Source organism: Pedobacter sp. L105, assembly GCF_009765875.1.
Taxonomy (GTDB): domain Bacteria; phylum Bacteroidota; class Bacteroidia; order Sphingobacteriales; family Sphingobacteriaceae; genus Pedobacter.
This window is the reverse complement of record NZ_LMUP01000003.1, coordinates 105,933-123,847: the sequence shown is the minus strand read 5'-3', so window position 1 is coordinate 123,847 and position 17,915 is coordinate 105,933. Positions and strand designations below refer to the sequence as shown.

Annotated in this window: 15 protein-coding genes; 1 reads left to right on the top strand and 14 read right to left on the bottom strand. The window is 39.9% G+C overall.

The features are described 5' to 3' along the window. Positions 1-90 precede the first annotated feature (90 nt). The 11 genes from GSQ84_RS04965 to GSQ84_RS04915 form a co-directional block, all read right to left on the bottom strand. Positions 91-2,028, bottom strand: coding sequence for a glycoside hydrolase family 127 protein (locus GSQ84_RS04965; protein ID WP_216848873.1), 1,938 nt, complete (start codon positions 2,026-2,028; stop codon positions 91-93). A gap of 172 nt (positions 2,029-2,200) precedes the next feature. Then, entirely contained in the window at positions 2,201-2,761 is a 561-nt protein-coding gene (locus GSQ84_RS04960) for an RNA polymerase sigma factor (RefSeq protein WP_158796162.1), read from the bottom strand. 248 nt (positions 2,762-3,009) lie between these two features. After that, the gene (locus GSQ84_RS04955; RefSeq protein WP_216848872.1) at positions 3,010-5,712 is read right to left on the bottom strand and encodes an outer membrane beta-barrel protein; all 2,703 of its coding nucleotides are present in this window, start codon (positions 5,710-5,712) and stop codon (positions 3,010-3,012) included. A 17-nt stretch (positions 5,713-5,729) separates the two neighbouring features. Next, the gene (locus tag GSQ84_RS04950) at positions 5,730-6,755 is read right to left on the bottom strand and encodes a FecR family protein (RefSeq protein WP_158796160.1); all 1,026 of its coding nucleotides are present in this window, start codon (positions 6,753-6,755) and stop codon (positions 5,730-5,732) included. A gap of 82 nt (positions 6,756-6,837) precedes the next feature. Beyond that, complete coding sequence (locus tag GSQ84_RS04945; protein ID WP_158796159.1) at positions 6,838-7,452, bottom strand: RNA polymerase sigma factor; 615 nt, start codon at positions 7,450-7,452, stop codon at positions 6,838-6,840. A gap of 92 nt (positions 7,453-7,544) precedes the next feature. Continuing rightward, on the bottom strand, positions 7,545-9,752 hold the full coding sequence (locus tag GSQ84_RS04940) for a multicopper oxidase domain-containing protein (protein WP_158796158.1): 2,208 nt from the start codon (positions 9,750-9,752) through the stop codon (positions 7,545-7,547). A 1-nt stretch (position 9,753) separates the two neighbouring features. Continuing rightward, on the bottom strand, positions 9,754-10,251 hold the full coding sequence (locus GSQ84_RS04935; protein ID WP_158796157.1) for a DUF3347 domain-containing protein: 498 nt from the start codon (positions 10,249-10,251) through the stop codon (positions 9,754-9,756). A 117-nt stretch (positions 10,252-10,368) separates the two neighbouring features. Next, positions 10,369-11,304, bottom strand: a complete 936-nt coding sequence (locus GSQ84_RS04930; protein WP_371416350.1) for a YeiH family protein — start codon at positions 11,302-11,304, stop codon at positions 10,369-10,371. Between the two features lie 72 nt (positions 11,305-11,376). After that, a complete protein-coding gene (locus GSQ84_RS04925; protein WP_158796156.1) occupies positions 11,377-12,273 on the bottom strand; it encodes a LysR family transcriptional regulator in 897 nt (298 codons plus the stop codon). 9 nt (positions 12,274-12,282) lie between these two features. After that, on the bottom strand, positions 12,283-13,059 hold the full coding sequence (locus GSQ84_RS04920) for a CHASE3 domain-containing protein (RefSeq protein WP_158796155.1): 777 nt from the start codon (positions 13,057-13,059) through the stop codon (positions 12,283-12,285). Positions 13,060-13,212: 153 nt separating this feature from the next. Next, positions 13,213-13,392: a histone H1 gene (locus GSQ84_RS04915; RefSeq protein WP_068396067.1), complete on the bottom strand. Its 180-nt coding sequence runs from the start codon at positions 13,390-13,392 to the stop codon at positions 13,213-13,215. Between the two features lie 167 nt (positions 13,393-13,559). Between GSQ84_RS04915 and GSQ84_RS04910 the strand changes: the two genes are divergently transcribed. Then, positions 13,560-13,877 carry a hypothetical protein gene (locus GSQ84_RS04910; protein ID WP_158796154.1) on the top strand — a complete coding sequence of 106 codons (318 nt, stop codon included), beginning with the start codon at positions 13,560-13,562 and terminating at the stop codon, positions 13,875-13,877. On the opposite strand, the gene GSQ84_RS04905 is transcribed toward GSQ84_RS04910, so the two are convergent. The 3 genes from GSQ84_RS04905 to GSQ84_RS04895 are packed head-to-tail and all read right to left on the bottom strand — an operon-like array spanning position 13,871 to position 17,851. Continuing rightward, positions 13,871-15,466 carry an MFS transporter gene (locus tag GSQ84_RS04905; protein ID WP_158796153.1) on the bottom strand — a complete coding sequence of 532 codons (1,596 nt, stop codon included), beginning with the start codon at positions 15,464-15,466 and terminating at the stop codon, positions 13,871-13,873. The genes GSQ84_RS04910 and GSQ84_RS04905 overlap by 7 nt on opposite strands. A 1-nt stretch (position 15,467) precedes the next feature. After that, a complete protein-coding gene (locus GSQ84_RS04900) occupies positions 15,468-16,526 on the bottom strand; it encodes an HlyD family secretion protein (RefSeq protein WP_158796152.1) in 1,059 nt (352 codons plus the stop codon). Then, positions 16,526-17,851, bottom strand: a complete 1,326-nt coding sequence (locus tag GSQ84_RS04895) for a TolC family protein (protein ID WP_158796151.1) — start codon at positions 17,849-17,851, stop codon at positions 16,526-16,528. Before GSQ84_RS04895 ends, GSQ84_RS04900 begins: the two co-directional genes overlap by 1 nt. Positions 17,852-17,915 lie beyond the last annotated feature (64 nt).

Sequence of the window (17,915 nt, the reverse complement as noted above, 5' to 3'; positions counted from 1 at the left end):
TACAATATATACTGTAATCAATGATTCTGTGGGGATTTATCTTCAAATTAGTACCCAAATTAATTCCAGCTGTTAAAAGCGTATGGAGTTTTATTTTGCAGAAGGGAACCAGACTGTCATTTCTCCTTTGCCCCGGTTAGCCCAGGCATAATAAGGAATGGCTGTAAATCCGCCGCCTTTTAATTTAATGACCCCATTTAAAAGATCTGAATCAAAAAGTGGTTTAAAACTGGTAGTTAAAGGAACAGTCAGGCTGTTTATTTTTGCCCGGTTATCTGTCCATTCTGCGCAATACATCAACGGCCCGCGCTGCAAAGCTACTTTACCCTGATCATCTTTGATCTGGTTATTGGCAATTACTTTACGTACTGGCATAGGTATATTTAACTGAACCAGGTCGTCTGCTTTCCAGCTGCGTGAAATGACAGCATATCCGTTTTGTATTTCATATTTTACAGGACTTCCATTAATTTTGAGAGTAACAACCGAAGAAACAGGCTGTGCAAAGTTGTAAATATCAGTTGGCATTGCTTTATTTTCTGCCCATCCGGGGATGCGGAAACGCAGGGTAAACTGCTGTTCTTCTTTTGGCGATACCACAAAACTCAGCAGGCCGCTCCATGGATAGTTATTTTGCTGAACGATAGTCACCGGCTGCTCTTCAATTTTAAGTTCGGCAGTTCCGCTGATATACAAATTCACATAAGTATCATTTCCTTTCTGTGCATACATATAACCCGGAAGTGAAGGTAGAAAGCGGGCTATATTAGTTGGACAGCAGGAGCATTCAAACCATCCGGAACGGTTGGGTTCCAGTGCCGGATGGGTAAACCCTTTTGTGATTTGCAGGGCATTGGTATAAAAAAAAGATTTACCATCCAGGCCAACACCCGAGATGAGTCCATTATATAAAACCTTTTCCATGACATCAATATATTTTGAATCTCCATGCAGTAAAAACATCCGCTGGTTCCAGAAAACATTGCCTATTGCAGCGCAGGTTTCGTTGTAGGCGGTAGCATTGGGCAGATCGTAGTTCTCGCCAAAACGTTCACCATCGGGAACCGCGCCTATTCCTCCCTGCACATAGATTTTCTTGCCCACCATATTGTCCCATATCTTATCAATGGCATCAATATAATCTTTATCACCGGTTAAAGCGGCTACATCGGCCATGCCACTATAGAGGTACATAGCTCTTACCGCATGTCCCTCTGCCTGTTCCTGTGTAGTAACCGGCTCATCATCCTGCCAGTACTTACCATTTTTCCATACATCCTTATTGTTTTTATCATAGGTACGCTTACCGCGTTCATCAATAAAAAACTTGGCCAGGCTTAGGTAATCCTGTTTTCCGGTGATCCTGTATAAACGAACCAGTCCCATTTCTACGATCTCATGTCCCGGAGCCACATGCCTTTTGCCCGGGCCAAAGGTTTCTACCAGCAAATCTGCGTTGCGCAGGGCGATATCAAGGAAGTTCCGTTTGCCAGTAGCCTGATAATGGGCGGCAGCAGCTTCAAACAGATGCCCCGAATCATACAATTCATGACTGAGTTCATTTTCTTTTACCCAGCGCTCGGAGCCCGACCAGGCATGGGGATGCAGGGGATCAATGGTACGAGCAGTATATAAATAACCATCAGGTTCTTGTGCCAGTTTTATTTTATTGATCAGCGAATCTACATATCCATCTAATTTTGCATCCGGGTGCATAGCCAAAGAATAAGAAGCCCCTTCTATAGTTTTATAAATATCAGTATCATCAAAGGGGAATTTGGTACAGAACTTACCGCTTTTTGCAGCGGCCATTTCAAAGTTCTTTACCCTCCCTGTATTTTCACACCTTGCAAAAGATGCAGGAATGGTAACTGTTCTGTTGGTTTCTATCCTTGGCAGCCAAAAAGTATCATCCAGTTTTACTTTGGTAAAAGACACCGGCTGTATGGGATAATCCTTCTGCTGGGCAAAAGCAAAACTGACTGCCAGCATCAGTAAGTGGATAAAAATTACTTTAGCTTTCATCATCGTATATTTTACAAAAATTAATCATTACTAGTATCAGCAGCTGCTGAATCCTTTTTGCAACTCATTAATAGTTTATCGGCCATCAGGCAATTCATCCGTCAATATGATGTTTAAAAAATTTAAAAAATAAAAACCCCTAAAAATAATTACTATTTAAATATAGAGGAGGGTATCAGGCAAATCCATCATTGTGCTGATGGATATAATCACGGATGAGCACTAATCCGTTAGTCAATTGCTTTTTTATAACAAATTTAGGGATATCCAGGAGATCTGAAATTTCTTCAGGAGAGCGCTTATCCTGAGTACGAAGCGTTAAAATCTCTTTTCTATTCTCTGGCAGGCTGTTAATTACTTCTATAGTCAATTGTTCAAACTGCTGGCAAATGAAGTCCCTGCGGGCTTGCTGATCACTACCTTTACTGAGCAGCCTGATCTTTTCTGCCCCTTTTATTTCCATCTCAAGCCTCGTTGTCCTTTCTACCAGTAAATGCTGCGCTGTACGATAAATATGGACTTTGAAATGGACAACTTGCTCCAGCTTTTCACGATCTCTCCAAATCTTAACAAAAAGATCCTCCAGAACTTCTTCGGTAGTATCCTTCGATTTACACAACAAATGAACGAAGTTGTATAAACCACGCATATACATAACATAAAGTTCATCGAATGCTTTACGATCATCATTTGCCAAACGTCTTAGCAGTTCTTTCTCTTCAAGAGGACTATCCATACAATTGAAATAAGTGTTAAGCCCATATAAAAATAAAGATGAAGTCTCATTTATAGAATTAATCCCTGAGTTGCTAATACCCTATTTACCTGAACAGGGTTCATCACAGTCTTTATAATTGGCACACTAATATAACAACAGATTTCAATAAAAAAAATTATCTGCCTGTTTTAGAGTGCGTAACACCGGACGGTTAATTTATCTTCAAACAAATGGCTCTTTTTTAACGATAAATTACATTTCACTGGCTAAAGCCTCTTGATCACATCTTCATTCCCTAATTTCTTATTTGATGATTTAATATTGCTTTTTCCGAATTTATACGTGAAGCCGATGCTTGCTCTTCTGCTATCCGTATTGTAAACCTGTCTGGAGGTATAACCGGTAAAATATTGATCCTGATGGTAGTCGTTCCTTTTAAATACAATTTCATTCCCGCTCAATCTTAACTGCCCTTTTCCATTAAAAAGGTCAATTAGTAATCCTGCATCGATATTTTTATAACCACTATAATTAGACAGACTTTGTTTATACGAGGTAAAGTAATAGGCATCCAGCTGAAGTTTGACTTTTTTTGATAATGTAAATATCTGGGCAGACTTGAAGTCAGAATAAAAACCTGAAAGCGCATAAGAGGCATTTAATATTGTCCCTTCTACCTTATTATGACCTAAAATAGCTCCGCTATTCTGCGTTCCCCACCATGAGGTAAGCTGCAGGGGATAAAAAAGATTGAGGTTTAGGTCGGATGAATTGTTCAAATTCTGCAGGGAAGAATAAGTTACATTATTTACATAATCTTCTTTTGATGGAAGCATGGCAAACATTCCTTTACCAGCTGTATAATTAAAAGAAATATTCAATTTATGAACGTTTGTGCTGATCGTATAAATATTATCATATTCAGGTTTTAGCGCAGGATTACCCTGTTCTATTGTATATTGATTATTAAAAACTGTATAGGGAACAAGGTCATAATATGGGGCCCTGGTGATGGTGCGTTTGAAAGAAAAGGAAAGATTATAGTCGGCATTAAAGGTATGCTGATATAACAATGCAGGAAATGCGTTTAGGTAATTGTGCGAATAATAACCTGTGTAAACGGTTTTTGTATTTTCTACACGCAGGCCGGCCTGCAATTTATCAGACGCCCAATTCTTGGTTAGCACACCATAAGCACCAGATATAGCTTCATCTAACTTACTGTTACTGGAAAAAGCCGGATCACGATCCAAATGTCCCTGGTTATTGACCAGGTAATCTGCATCATTTTTAGAATAGGTTTCCTGATATTTCAATCCGGTCTCAATAGTCCATCTGTGATTGAATTGATGCAGGTAATCTACCTGGGCAATATAAATATTAATAGCCGTTGTATTTATAGTTTGATAAGTTGCAGGTGTTCTGATCGTTTCTCCTGAAGAATTCAACAATACGGATGGAAAATCCTGGGATAAGACATGTCTGAACGGCGTTAATGAAGTCAGGAATGTCAATTCATTTTTGCCCGAATCTGCCAGCAGGTGATAATTAACATTATAGGTAAAGGTAGATTGATTTACATGAAAAGAGGAATTGGTGTTCAAAACAGAATCAATTCCTGAACCCTGTTTGTGAAATGAAGTGACGGATGTCCATGGTCCGTTAAGCTTAAAAACATTGTCGTTCACGAGTAATCCAATGGTTTGATCCTTACCCAGTTCAACATCTGCGCCAGCCTGAAAATAATAAGATTTATCATGACCAAGTCTGCGTAAATTCATTTGAAGTATCTCAGGGGTGGCTGAAACGCCAAGAATTTTCTCTGTATTGATGGAAAATAATTCATCCTGTCTGTTGATACCGCCAGTTCCAAAAACCGTTAGCGCTTTATGTTTGCAGGTGACAGCAGCATTTATATCGGACCGGCCATATTCTCCTAATGATCCTTCTGCACGTATATTACCGGTTAAGCCATCCACCTGGCTTTTTTTCGTGATGATGTTGATCACTGCACCATAGGCAGCATCATACCTTGCGGACGGCTGGGTGATCAGCTCAATTTTAGCAATATTACCAGCAGGTAATGTTTCGAGAATACTCTCTAAAGAAGCATCAGGAACTGGTTTATTATCGATCAGAACCATTGTTTTTTTCCCTTGCAGACTAACCGTATTGTCGGCAGAAACTTTTACAAAGGGAGCACTCTTTAACAGCTGTATGGAATTTCCGGAAGCCATCGCGCTATTCTCTACATTAAATATAAATCGGTCGCTTTTTGTTTCCACCACAGCCCTGCTGGCACTTATCTTTACCTCGTTTAAGGTTTTGGAAAGTGCTTCTATCAGCAGAGGCGGCAAAGTTAAGCTACCTCCATCCTCCATCATAAATTTCGGTGAAAAAGCATCATGGTAACCAATACTCGAAGCCCTGATTCTATATTCACCTGCTTTTACCGCTGTAAAAAGGTAAGATGCAGAAGTATCACTGAGTACTTTTTTCAGCACTGCAGAATCTGCAGCACGCAGCAAAGTCATAGTTGAAAACTCCAGCCCCTGTAATTTTTGATCTGTAACACGGCCAGTTATTTTTCCTGTGCCTGCAGAGTCAACAGCCGTTGATATCCCTTGCCCGGTTTCTGTTTTTAAGGATTGCTTTTTATCCCTGACTGGAAATATAGAATAGTTTTTGGTATCTATTTTATACCAGCTGAGCCCTAATGGAGAAAGTAATCCGGTTAACACCTGTTCTATATTTTTATCCTTTAAAGTTTCGCTGCTAAAGTTTACTTTTTTATCCCGGACGTTACCTTCTTCATATAGAAAATTGGTCTGATAATGTGCTGTTAGCTGCTTTAATACATCGGCCAATGGCATTAAGGTACCGGGAGATTTAACTGCCTGCCCATAAACTATACTATGAAACAGGATACAGATCAGCAATAAACAAACCCTCTGAGGGATTGATTTCATCAAAAAAGAACTGCGCATTAGTTAATGATCAATTGATGAGCTGCCTGATCTTTTTGTATAGAAATACCCAAAGAAGTTGATATTGCTTTCAGTAAGGCATCTTCAGAACTTACAGAGAAATTACCTGATAGTCTTTTATAACCTATAGCAGGATCTTTCAAGATTGCTTTATCTCCATAATCATCCTCAATGATACGCAGTACTTCGCTAAGCGGTGTACTGTTAAAGTGCAGTTCGCCAGTTTTCCAGGAAACATAGTCGGGCGTATAAATTTTTCGCTTCACAATAGTTTCCTCTTTTTCCCGATATTCTGCCAGATCACCCGGCTGAAGTTTAATCAGCGGCCGTTGCAGTCCTTTAACTTCAAGCCCAACGCGGCCTGTTGCCAATGCTACTTTTACCAGCCCGCGCCTGTTGTTTACATTAAATGACGTACCCAGCACTTCTACCTTCAGTTTTTGCGCATGGACTACAAAATGATCTCCTTCTTTGATCACTCCTGATTTATGCAGGTGGTTTACTTTAAAAAAAGCTTCCCCTTCTATCCATACTTCCCTGGTATTGGCGCTGTTCCAGTTTTTTGGATATCGCAGTTTTGAATTGGCGTTCAGTGTAACTATGGTTCCATCCGGCAAGGTTAAAGTTTTCACCTGACCATATCGGGTATCCACTGTAATTTTTTGGTATTGCTGGTAAAAGAAGAAGGAAATAGCCAATAACCCAAGCAGTAAAACTGCTGCAGCCGACCGCAGCCAAAAGGACAAACGGAAAACCGGTTTTTCATACAATTTGCTTTGCTGCGCAATGGCATTCCACAGGGATTGCTGTTCAGCTGAATTTAAATACTCCTGTTGAAAGCGGAGAGATAATACTATTTTTCGGGCATCTGTGATGATAGCCACAGTTTCAGGATAATCTTCCTGTACTTTTTGCCAGAAGGCATCAAGTGCAGGATCTGGGGCGCTCACCCAAAGTATAAAGCGGGGATGATCTATAAAATCTTCCAGCGTGTAGGAACTAAAATCAGCAGATTGCATATTCATAAATTTCTTTTTCAATCCTATTAGCTGAAAAACTATTTTTTTACCCCACGGCCTTAAATATTATTATTCAAACAATTGATTATCAATGATATATTTTTAAATAAAATAGAGTAATTAATAGTAGCAGGTCATCTTTAGATAAGTTTTCCTTTAAAAAGCCCAATGAACGCGCCATTAGTTTATAGGTAGCTTTTACTGAAATATCCATGATTGCTGCAATTTCATCATAAGAAAGATTTTCATAGAATTTAAGAAAGACAGCTTCCTTTTGCCGGTCTGTTAACTGCTCAAGCGCAGCTTCTATACGCTTTTTTAGTGTTTCGTTTTTTTCACCGGTAATGATATCTTCTTCTATGCTTAACGTGATGTGAAAAGGATAGTCTTCTGCTTCCTGATATTCCTGATGTTTTTGCAGCAGGGCTGCTTTTTTAAAAACCGAAAGCCGGAATGATTTAAAGAGATAATTTTTAACATCCGGCGGATTGCCGATAAACGTTCTCCTGGTCCAGAGGTTTACAAACAACTCCTGTATACATTCCTTAATGAGGTCTTTATCTGGCGTAAACTTCGATCCGTAATTGTATAAACTATTAGCATACAATGTATAAAGGTTTTCAAGCGCATTGGCATCTCCCTTTTTCAAGGACGACCAATATGCTTTGGCAGAGACAGAAGGATGATTTAAAGGTAGCTGCAAGAGAGTTTTTTTTGCTATATTACTAAATATATTTAACTAGCAAATAGCTTTTAAATATATTTAATACATTTTAACTCCGATCAGCTGATGTATTAATAAGTAATTGTTAATCCTCCGCCCCAGCCCATATCGCTATCATAGTGACTTGATAAAGCAATATATTTGGTGAGTACATATTTTAGTCCTGCGGCATATTCCCTATCGGTATTAACCATAAAATTAGCCCTTAATCTTTTGGAAACCGGTATATCATCCCTTCCCAGCTGGAACCTGTATTTCCCATTTCCATCAATCCGGGCATCTGCTACAACAAGCATGGGTAAAGTATAAGCAAAACCCACCATAAATGTTTTCCGGTTATTTTTATCGCTCGACTGTCCAAACAGGTTATTTTCCTGTTCGTCAGATTTCCGGTAGTGATAATCAAAACCTACATAGGGCATTAACCACTGTGTTTCACCCAAATACCTGCCTACCATGGTTTCACTTTCATAACCTTTTGTACTGCTGGTACCCAAATGCCATAGGGTATTGATCTTCCAGCGGGTGTTGGAGATCCCTGCTTGTCCATCAGAGCCATTACTTTCTAATCCTACACTGGCCATCGCATGGAAACGTTCATCATCTTTATTAATTTGCTTTAACGCATAGGCAGGATCAGGCACTTCCGGATTAGGAGGAGAGTTTTCATACTCAAAGATTCTTCCCATGCCGCTCATCATATGGTATAAAATATGGCAGTGGAAAAACCAGTTGCCACTGGCTGTTGCAGCAAATTCTATCGTATCGGTTTCCATTGGCATGATATCCAGGGTGTTTTTTAAAGGAGAATATTCTCCCTGTCCGTTCAGCACCCTAAAAAAATGCCCGTGAAGGTGCATAGGATGACGCATCATGGTATTATTAGTCAAAATTACCCTTACATTCTCGCCTTTTTTGATCAGTATTTTATCTGCTTCAGATACCGTTTTGTTATTGATAGACCATACATAACGGTTCATATTTCCGGTCAGGTTAAAACGCAGCAGCTTAAACTTTCCCGGAGGAAGTGTCGTTTTTTGCGTTGCTTTCAGCATACCATAATTCAAAGTAACGATATCTTCTGGAGCCCCCATTTTCATTCCCTTCTCTTTCCCCATGTCCATTTTCATTCCCATATCCATTTTATCGGGGCTGCCTGTGATCTCCGGGTACATGACTGCATTCATATCCATTTCCTGGTTGGTCATTTTCATTCCTTCCATCGCCTTCATCTTTCCATTGAGCTGCATCATGCCGTTCATCATTTTCATGCCTTCAAAATAGTGAAGTGCAGGCAAAGCGGGTGCTTTAATTCTGGCTCCTGAACCTAACCATAAAGTGGTAAATTGAGTGCGATCTTCTGCTGTTGCCCGAAATTCGTAATTTTTATTTTCGGGAATGGTAACAATCACATCATAGGTTTCCGCTACCGCTATAATTAGCCGGTCTACCTCCACAGGCTGTACAGCTTCCCCATCGTTGGCTACGACCGTCATTTTTCCGCCGCCATACGTTAGCCAGAAATAAGTTGAAGCACCGCCATTTACAATTCGTAGCCTAACCTTATCCCCGGCTTTAAACTGAGGTTGTTCATTGATAGTTTTACCATTGATCAGGAACTTATCATATGCTACATCACTTACGTCCATCGCCGGCATCCGTTTCCATTCGCTATTTAGCTTGGTACCAAAATGTCCTTGTCTAATCGCTTCGGCATAACTTTGTACAGAATTTTTCTTTATCGCAAACCAGTCGGTAGCGTTATGCAAACTACGGTTTATTTCCATAGCATCCATATCCGCCCAGTCGCTGAGCACCATGGTATACTCTTTATGAACCGGTTCATTTCTTGGGCGGAGAACCAGGGCGCCATACATGCCCATCTGTTCCTGCATACTAGTATGGGAGTGGTACCAATAAGTACCATGCTGTACAATAGGGAATTTAAACAAATGTGTTTCCCCGGCCCTGATTGGCTGAGTGGTGAGGTAAGAAACACCGTCATACTGGTTAGGCAGGATTAAACCGTGCCAGTGGATAGAAGTTTCTTCTTTTAAATTATTATGCACGTAGATCTCTGCTGTATCTCCTTCTGTGAAATATAAGGTAGGCCCGGGTATGGAATCGTTTATCGCCATAGCCATCCTCATTTTACGAGTGTAATCCACCATCTTTTCCGCCACATTCAAATCATACCGCAGGGTTTTAGGACGTTCGGTTTGCTGGGCATAAACACCCTGGACAGTAAAAAAGAAAAGGATCAGCCAGAAGAACTTCATTTTAGATCAACGTATCTTTAACTGTTCCACAGCTTAGCATTTGTTTTCCGAAATAAGGATTTTTGATCACCTGATCATTGCTTAGCCAATAGTTTTTTGTCATTGGACAATAAGCATAATAAACAGGCGTACTGCTGATCTTTACATTTTTAGTCAATGCATAAAAATCTGTTGACAGATTTGCGAAAGAACTTCTTTGTGCAGCAATATCTTTTGCTCCAGCAATGGCTTTGGCGGATACACTCAGCTTTTCTTTTAAAGGCAGAAAAACTTTGGCGTCATCAGTAGAAAGGTTTTTCACATCAACAGCTTCAATAGTAGCTAACAATTCTTTTGATTTTGCTGCTGCCGCAATACCATCAGAATTTACCAGTGCATTTTTAACATCAAAATAACTGTTCAATAGAGCCGAAAGAGGAGACGCTGCGCTGTTTGTTGCAAATGTTTGCAGACTGAAAGTTGTGGTAAGCAGGGTAAGGATGAAGATGATCTTTTTCATAGCTAATAATTAACTAAATTCATGGATTAACTGATATTATCAAAGTGTAAAGGTAAAATCCTTTGCCCCTCTGGTCTTTACAAAATTAGACTTACTTTTTATATAATTCTGTTTTGTTTAAGCAACCAGCGTTACAATGGCCCAAAGCGAAGCAGAAGAAATCACTACCCATAAAATAACCCCTTGCAGAAAAGGTTTCACGCCCACTGACCGGATCACTTTAACCGACAAGCCGCTTCCAATAAGGAACAAAGTTAAAGTCAGCCCCTTTTTTGCCAGGTTTACTACATAAGGGGCAATGTTTTGTACGGATGGCAGGTAGGTATTAGCCAGCATCGCTAAAATAAACAGGCCTATAAAATAAGGAACCTGAACTTTCGCCTTCTCGCTTTTAAACAGAAAAGCAGTGCCAAAAGCTACAGGTACAATCCATAATGCACGGGCCAGTTTTACCGTGGTAGCTAGCTGCAAAGCCTGGTTTCCATATTTACTGGCAGCCCCAACTACAGAACTCGTATCATGAATGGCAATGGCGCACCACATTCCAAACTGGCTTTGTGATAAGTTTAAAGCATGTCCTATAGCAGGAAATAGAAACAGGGCTACAGAATTCAGGACGAACACAATTCCCAATGAAACTGATATGTCCTTTTCATCGGCTTTCATTACAGGAGACAAAGCTGCAATGGCACTTCCACCGCAGATGGCAGTACCGGCTGAGATTAGAAATGATGTTTTAAGTTCAATTTTGAAGATCTTCCCCAGTATGTATCCGAGTGTCAATACACCGAAGATAGAAACGATTGTAAACAGTATTCCTTCCTTTCCCGCCATCATTGCGCTGAATACATCCATCCCAAAACCAAGGCCTATAACAGATACTTTTAACAACCAATTGGTAGCTTTATGATTGAAGTGCTGGTAAGGATGTTCCATGAGCTGCGCGAGTATTAATCCGAGCAAAAGGGCTAAAGGAGGAGACATTAAAGGCAGCAGGCAAACCAGTGCGGCAATGATAAAAATGATTTTTCTGGTAGTGAGGTTGAGTTCCACGATCTTTGTTTTTTGTTAAACAAAGGTGTCACTAACAGGAAGGCCAGTCAAATTGTTAAATTTGATCTGCCATTACTTTAAGTTATAGAATAGCCTGGCGTACCGTTGGAAAACTTCTGTTAAACCATCCGTTTTACCTTGTAAATGGATAAAATAGAAATTACGGGCGATAGTCAATCCTTCAACGTCTATAACTCTAAGTGTTCCGCTCTGTAATTCATTGGTTAGCGCATGGATGGAAATAAAGGCCAGGCAATCGGAATATTGGAGGTAAGATTTAATGCTTTCTGTACTTCCCAATTGAATTTCCACCTTTAGATCAGCAATGCTCATGTTCACTTCTTTTAGTGAATAATCAATCACTTCCAGCGTGCCCGAACCTTGTTCACGCATCACAAAGGAGCTGGATTTTAATAACTCAGCCCCTACTTCAGCTCGACCGGCCAGCGGGTGATTTTTACCGCAAACCAGCACAATCTCATCTTTAATGAATTCGGTATAACTGATCTCCGGGTTTCTGGACCTTCCTTCGATGATCCCCATTTCTATTTCTTTATCCAGCAGCGACTTTTCAATCTGCTCCGTATTACCATTGATCAGATTAATTTGAATAGCTTCAAACTTTTTCCTGAAGCCTGCCAATAGAGGTGCAATCACATAATGCGAAACGGTAGTACTTGCTCCCATGTGTAATATCCCTTCCTTTTTATGAACGAGGGCATTCATATCAAAGTCTATTTTCCGGTAGATATCAAATAAAGATTCTGTGTGACTGAAAAGGATTTCTCCGGCAATGGTCAGCTTGATTTTATTGCCGTTACGCTCAAAAAGTTTATTATCATATTGTTGCTCCAATTCATAAATATGTTTGGTTACAGCCGGTTGAGTAATAAATAGACTGGCCGCAGCTTTGGTAAAACTGAGACGCCTGGCTACAGTATAAAAAACTTCTAAACGAAAATCTGACATAATGATCTTTTAAAAAGGATTATCACGCGGAGGTTTTAAATCGTTGTCTTTAATTCTCACATCGTAATTACCTTTTGCCAGTTGCTCTGCCAGGTTACTGATCATTGCAATATTTTTTTGTGTACTTTTTTCTTTTCTTTCCAGTTCTTCCATTAGAAACTGATTATCAGCCAGATTGGCTTTCATGCGACGGTAAAAAACAAAAGTCACCACTACAGCTACCAGAGAAGCCAGCAGAATCAGCAGGGGTGTAAAAGTAGCGAAGCGATTTACTCTTGAAGTTCTGGCAACCATCAGTTGATGCTCACGGTACTTCATCAGATGGATCTGCTTCCTGATATGATCCATGATGCCCTTACCTTCCAGCAAAGACGTTTTAGTTACAGAAATACCGTTTTTCTTATCGGAAATTGTACGGTCAACAATTGCATATTTTTGATTGATCAGGCTATTTAAGTATGGAATATCCTTTTGCTGCCACTTATTATCAGCGGTAAGCAATTGAATATGATCAACATCGGTTGTTACATCCTCCCTTGAACCAGTGTAAGGTTCTAAGAACACTTGGTCTCCGGTCAGCAGATAACCCCGTTGGGACGTTTCCACATCCTTCATGCGGGAAAGGATATCGTCGAGCCCCTGGATAACCACACTGGTATGGTTTAACCATTCGTTACTTTCCAGTAATTTCCGGATACTGACATAAGAAGCAGTGGAACTTAGAATTAAAGCCAAAAGCGATATGCCCAGGCCTAGACGGATATTTCTTTTAAATGTATTAACCATGCTGAGAGCTATTGAAAAGATAAAAATAGATTATTTATAAATATAAAACAGAAATCAATTTTAAAAATACAAATTGGCTAACAAATAAAAATCCCGGTTAGTAAATACCAACCGGGATCTTCTCTTAGTATGCTATCAGCAAAAACTAATTATTTATTTATCGCTGTTTTTCTTTTCAGTTACTTCAGTACGGATGTCCTGAGCAAGGGTTTTCAAATCTTGCATAGCTTTACGTACTCTTGTACCAGCAGCACCATTACCTGAATTGTAAAACTTGTCAGCATCTGCCTCAACTCCGGCGATTAACTCTTTTAATTTTGCGAATTTTTCCATGATATTTTGTTAATTAAATTTGATTTATGGGCTTAAAGTTAATAATTATTGGTTTTCTTCCAAATGATTAACGTTCGAATATTGCCTTTTAATATATATAGATGTTTATTTAAAACCATTTAAGAACGGGTTTGTTAGTTAAACTACCTATTCAAAAGAACAATATCATGGAAAACGAAAACGAAAAAGAAAACCCGAAAGTAGTTGGTTCAGAGCACTATAACGTTGAAAAACCTCAAAACGAGACCTTTCCAAAGTTCAATAGCAACTCCGATCACCGCAATGCAGCTGGAGCGCCGGCGATTGAAAATTTAAATCAAACAGATGGGTTAAAAAGTGAACCAAAATCAGCAAATGGAGACGATTCTACCCCATCAGTACCAAAAAATGACGATTCCATCTTCGGCGAAAACACCAAAACCGACCTTGGCAACGGGCAAAGGGACGCGCACGAAGACAAGGATGAAAGGATCATCCGTCAGTAACCTGCGGGAGCTGGCTGATTAGATTTTAGATTAATTTTTGTCCTGTTCAGGTATGGAATGAGGGCAATGATCAGCAGTATAACAGCAATTAAAATGCTAACCAATAAATAATAATCCATCATTGTACGCAGGGATGCCTGCGCTTCTACAGATCTGTTTAACAATCCCCGGGCAATTTTAGCCGCCTGATCCGGAGCTACACCTTTTGAAGTGAGTGCCCCTGTGTACATTTTTAAACGTTCTGCAACAACCGGATTTAAACTGCTTAACTGATCCTGAAAACGGTTCATATGATCTGTTTTGAAACGCAGTGAAAAATAATTTACCAGGGCTATGCTGGTGCAAAAACCCATAAAGCGAAAAAAAACACCTGCTGCCGAGGCCGAACTCCCTAAATGACCGGGCACTGAGGAGATCATAAAAATGATAATAGGCGTCATCAGCATCCCCACTCCTGCCCCCTGAAGAAACAATGGGACGGCAAAGGTCAGCGCATCAGCCTGGGTACTGAATAAAAACCACATCCAGGAATGAAAGATCAGTAAAATGAAAAAGCCATATAACCATATTAAGCGCATTGGCCTTCTCAAGATCACCATTCTTGAAGATACAAGGCTTCCTATGACAATCCCTATAAGATTGACAATAAGCAGATAACCTATATTTCTTGGGTCCATCCCCAATGTTGAACCAAAATAAAGTGTGGTAATCCCAAAAGCCCCGCGCACTAAATAAAGCAGAAAGATCATCACTGCGCCGACCACAAAATTTCTCCTTTTAAAAATAGTCAGGTCAATATATGGGCGTTTCTGATGAAGCTGACGAAGAATATTGATCACCATCAGCACAGCACTGGCAATCAGGTTTATAACAATCCGTTTATCCTGCAGCCAGTAATACTGCTGCCCATATAACAACACATAACCTATGGAGCACAGCATACCAGAATAGAGTACAAAACTATACCAGTCTACCTGATAGAGAGGCATTTTCCTGTTTAACCGTACATTATTCATGATCAGCAGTAAGACCACACTACCGGGAACGAAAGAGAAAATAATAAACTTATACAATACATTAAAATCAAAATCATCAATGATCGGGGAAGTAATGAGTGCAGAAATGGGTGCTATAGCCAGTAATAACCCATAAAATACAGAATATCCGATTTCCTTAGCCCTTTCACTTTGTAAGCTCCCAAACATCAGGGTGATCAGAATACTGGTAGACATACAGTTGGCCAACCCCTGGATAAAGCGAACAGGCAACAGTACATAAAGATTATTGGTATGAAAACAGGCATAACAGGTAATTGCTTCGATCACCATACAGATTAAAAAGTACTCCTTAGTAGCGAAGAAAGTAAAAAACCTTCTTTCCAAAGCAAAAAACCCGGCTAATGCGGCATAAAATACAATCATAGAATACAGCACATCGGCAGGCTCAATTCCATAATAGCCAGCTGCCGCAACTGAACTGGCAGTAGATAAGGTAAACAGCAGCAAACTGGGTGTGATGAGCAGGAAAATAGTGATCCTGATCAGCCATACAGGGGCCCACGATTTAAATACCGGTTGTGCTAAACTCATTTTAGTCCTTTTTTATCGTTACGTTGGCATTCATTCCGGCACGCAGCTGTTCTATCACCGCCGGGCTTTCTGTCAATTTAATTTTTACGGGTATACGCTGTACAATTTTCACAAAATTACCTGTCGAATTATCGGGTGGCAGTAAAGAAAACCGCGCTCCCGTAGCAGGTGAAAGAGAGATAATCACACCTTTAAATTTTTTTCCTGGAAAAGCATCAGCGGTGATCTCTGCACTTCCATTGATATGCATATGTTCAATCTGGGTTTCCTTGAAATTGGCAATCACCCATTTGCCGGCATCCTGATCAACAATAAAGGCTAATGTTTGCCCTGGCTGGATGATCTGTCCTTCCTGTATTGTCCTTCTTCCCATTTTACCATTGTAAGGGGCCCTGATTACCGTATAACCCACATCGAGTTTACTACGGTTAAGCAAAGCTTTACGACGCAGGATCTCTGCTTCATAAACCCCTTTCTGCGCTTTAATATCATTTACTTTTGATAAAGAAGCCTGATAATTTTCTTTTGCCGCCTGGTATTCTGAGGTAGCTACATCCAATGCTGCCCTGCTGTTTTCCAGCTGCTGTTGTGTGGCAGATTCTACCTTAAATAATTTAGAATAGCGGTCGTAGTCTTGTTGCTGTCTTAACAACTTAGCTTTAGCCGATGCGATCTGCGATAAACCTGCCTCAGTCATTTTTGAGGTAGTGGTAACGTTACTTTCCAGCACATTGATCTGTGCCTGGGCATTGGTCAGGGCTGCTTCCCCTTCCTCCTGCTGTAACTTATACTCACTGTTATCTATGATCAGCAGTGTATCCCCTTTTTTTACTTCCTGGTTCTCTTCGTATTTGATTTCCCTGATATAACCGATTACACGGGAAGTAATCGGATTAATATATTCCTCTACCTGGGCATCATTGGTTTCTTCATTGCTATACAAGTCTATCACGGTAATCACTCCCCAAACAGCCAATGCTATGGTGATGATTCCGGCTATCCATGCCGTTATTTTGGTAATTAAACGATCGGTTTGTGTGTAGTTATTCTGCGTTTTCATTAGAGGTTACCTATGGCCTTTTGTAATTGATAATATTGTAATTGAGCTGCTATCCTTGCAGCTGCATAATCGAAACGGGTTTGTAGCAATTGGGTATCTGCATCCAGCAGATCAGTGATCAATGAAAGCTGATTGAAATAAGTGTTGTTCACAATCCTTAAATTCTCAGTCGCCTGATTGATATTTTCTTTGGCTACATCAATACGGATCAGTGCTTCTTTGTATCGCAAATAAGATTCATTCACTTCCTGTCTTAGCCTGTCCTCTGTATCCGCATGCTCTACTTCCTGCTGTTTATATTTCAGCTCGGCCGCCTTTACTTTATGCCTATTGGTATATAAAGCTGAAATTGGAATACTTGCTTTAATACCAGAGAAACCCAAACCATAAATAGCCATTGAATAGGGATATAATAAAATCTGTGGATAAGTGTAATTGTAATTGGTGAAGAGACCCAGTTTAATAGCGCCGTTAGCCTTTACATTTTTTATATCGAGTTTACTCAGTTCAGTTTCTTTTTGAGATATCTTAAAAGCATAAGAATGTTCCATCGCGTCATTCAGGTAATCTGCATAAGGTTTTAAAACAGGAAGCTCACTTTTTTCATCGTCTACAGGCTCAATCACGGTTTCATCGGGTAAACCAGTAAGAATATTAAGTTTCTGGTTAGCGATGAGAATATCATTATCGAGTTGTATCAGTGACATTTTCTGTCTTGATAATTTCAGCGTTCCCCGCAACACATCACTTTTTAAGATCACCCCGTTTTTAAGGAGCTGTTTGATTTCTTCCAGCTGTTTTTCCTGAGTACTGATATCTTTCAACAGCAGGTCTTTGAAAATATGGCTGCGCTGAAGGTCGAGATAATAGGCCGTTGCCCTTAATTTCATTTCTTCAGTAGTCAGGTTTTTCTGCTCGGTTGCAATTTCGCTTTCTTTCTTTTCTTCATCTATCCTGACGTTTACTTTACCGCCATTGTACAAGTTAAAGTAAGCATCCCCGCCAAAGCTGTATAACGTATGTACAGCTTCATATTCTGTATGCGCTTTTAACAAACCATTGTTATAGATAGGGACATTAGTAATCTTAGAGTATTGACCGTCAGCCGTAATTTCCGGAAGACGTTCCGCTTTCGCATCTTTAATACCTTCTACTGTACGCTGGACCCTCAGGTCCTGCATCTTGATCGCTTTGTTATTGGCAGACACCTTATCCCATACCTGGGAAATAGACAATTGCATCTTCGGGGCTTGCTGAGCTTTGGCATTGTTCAGCAGGAAGATCGTGCAACAAATGAGGGTTAATTTTTTATTAAAGTAATACATATCATAAATATTACACAAAATTACACGTATGTAATGCCCCTAATTTTATCTATATTACCAAATA

Excerpts from the sequence above, each read along its gene's own strand:
- GSQ84_RS04965 (WP_216848873.1), bottom strand. The coding sequence starts at position 2,028 with ATGATGAAAGCTAAAGTAATTTTTATCCACTTACTGATGCTGGCAGTC.
- GSQ84_RS04940 (WP_158796158.1), bottom strand. The coding sequence starts at position 9,752 with ATGAAGTTCTTCTGGCTGATCCTTTTCTTTTTTACTGTCCAGGGTGTT.
- GSQ84_RS04915 (WP_068396067.1), bottom strand. The coding sequence starts at position 13,392 with ATGGAAAAATTCGCAAAATTAAAAGAGTTAATCGCCGGAGTTGAGGCA.
- GSQ84_RS04955 (WP_216848872.1), bottom strand. The coding sequence starts at position 5,712 with ATGAAATCAATCCCTCAGAGGGTTTGTTTATTGCTGATCTGTATCCTG.
- GSQ84_RS04900 (WP_158796152.1), bottom strand. The coding sequence starts at position 16,526 with ATGAAAACGCAGAATAACTACACACAAACCGATCGTTTAATTACCAAA.
- GSQ84_RS04910 (WP_158796154.1), top strand. The coding sequence starts at position 13,560 with ATGGAAAACGAAAACGAAAAAGAAAACCCGAAAGTAGTTGGTTCAGAG.
- GSQ84_RS04935 (WP_158796157.1), bottom strand. The coding sequence starts at position 10,251 with ATGAAAAAGATCATCTTCATCCTTACCCTGCTTACCACAACTTTCAGT.
- GSQ84_RS04925 (WP_158796156.1), bottom strand. The coding sequence starts at position 12,273 with ATGTCAGATTTTCGTTTAGAAGTTTTTTATACTGTAGCCAGGCGTCTC.
- GSQ84_RS04920 (WP_158796155.1), bottom strand. The coding sequence starts at position 13,059 with ATGGTTAATACATTTAAAAGAAATATCCGTCTAGGCCTGGGCATATCG.
- GSQ84_RS04905 (WP_158796153.1), bottom strand. The coding sequence starts at position 15,466 with ATGAGTTTAGCACAACCGGTATTTAAATCGTGGGCCCCTGTATGGCTG.
- GSQ84_RS04950 (WP_158796160.1), bottom strand. The coding sequence starts at position 6,755 with ATGAATATGCAATCTGCTGATTTTAGTTCCTACACGCTGGAAGATTTT.
- GSQ84_RS04895 (WP_158796151.1), bottom strand. The coding sequence starts at position 17,851 with ATGTATTACTTTAATAAAAAATTAACCCTCATTTGTTGCACGATCTTC.
- GSQ84_RS04960 (WP_158796162.1), bottom strand. The coding sequence starts at position 2,761 with ATGGATAGTCCTCTTGAAGAGAAAGAACTGCTAAGACGTTTGGCAAAT.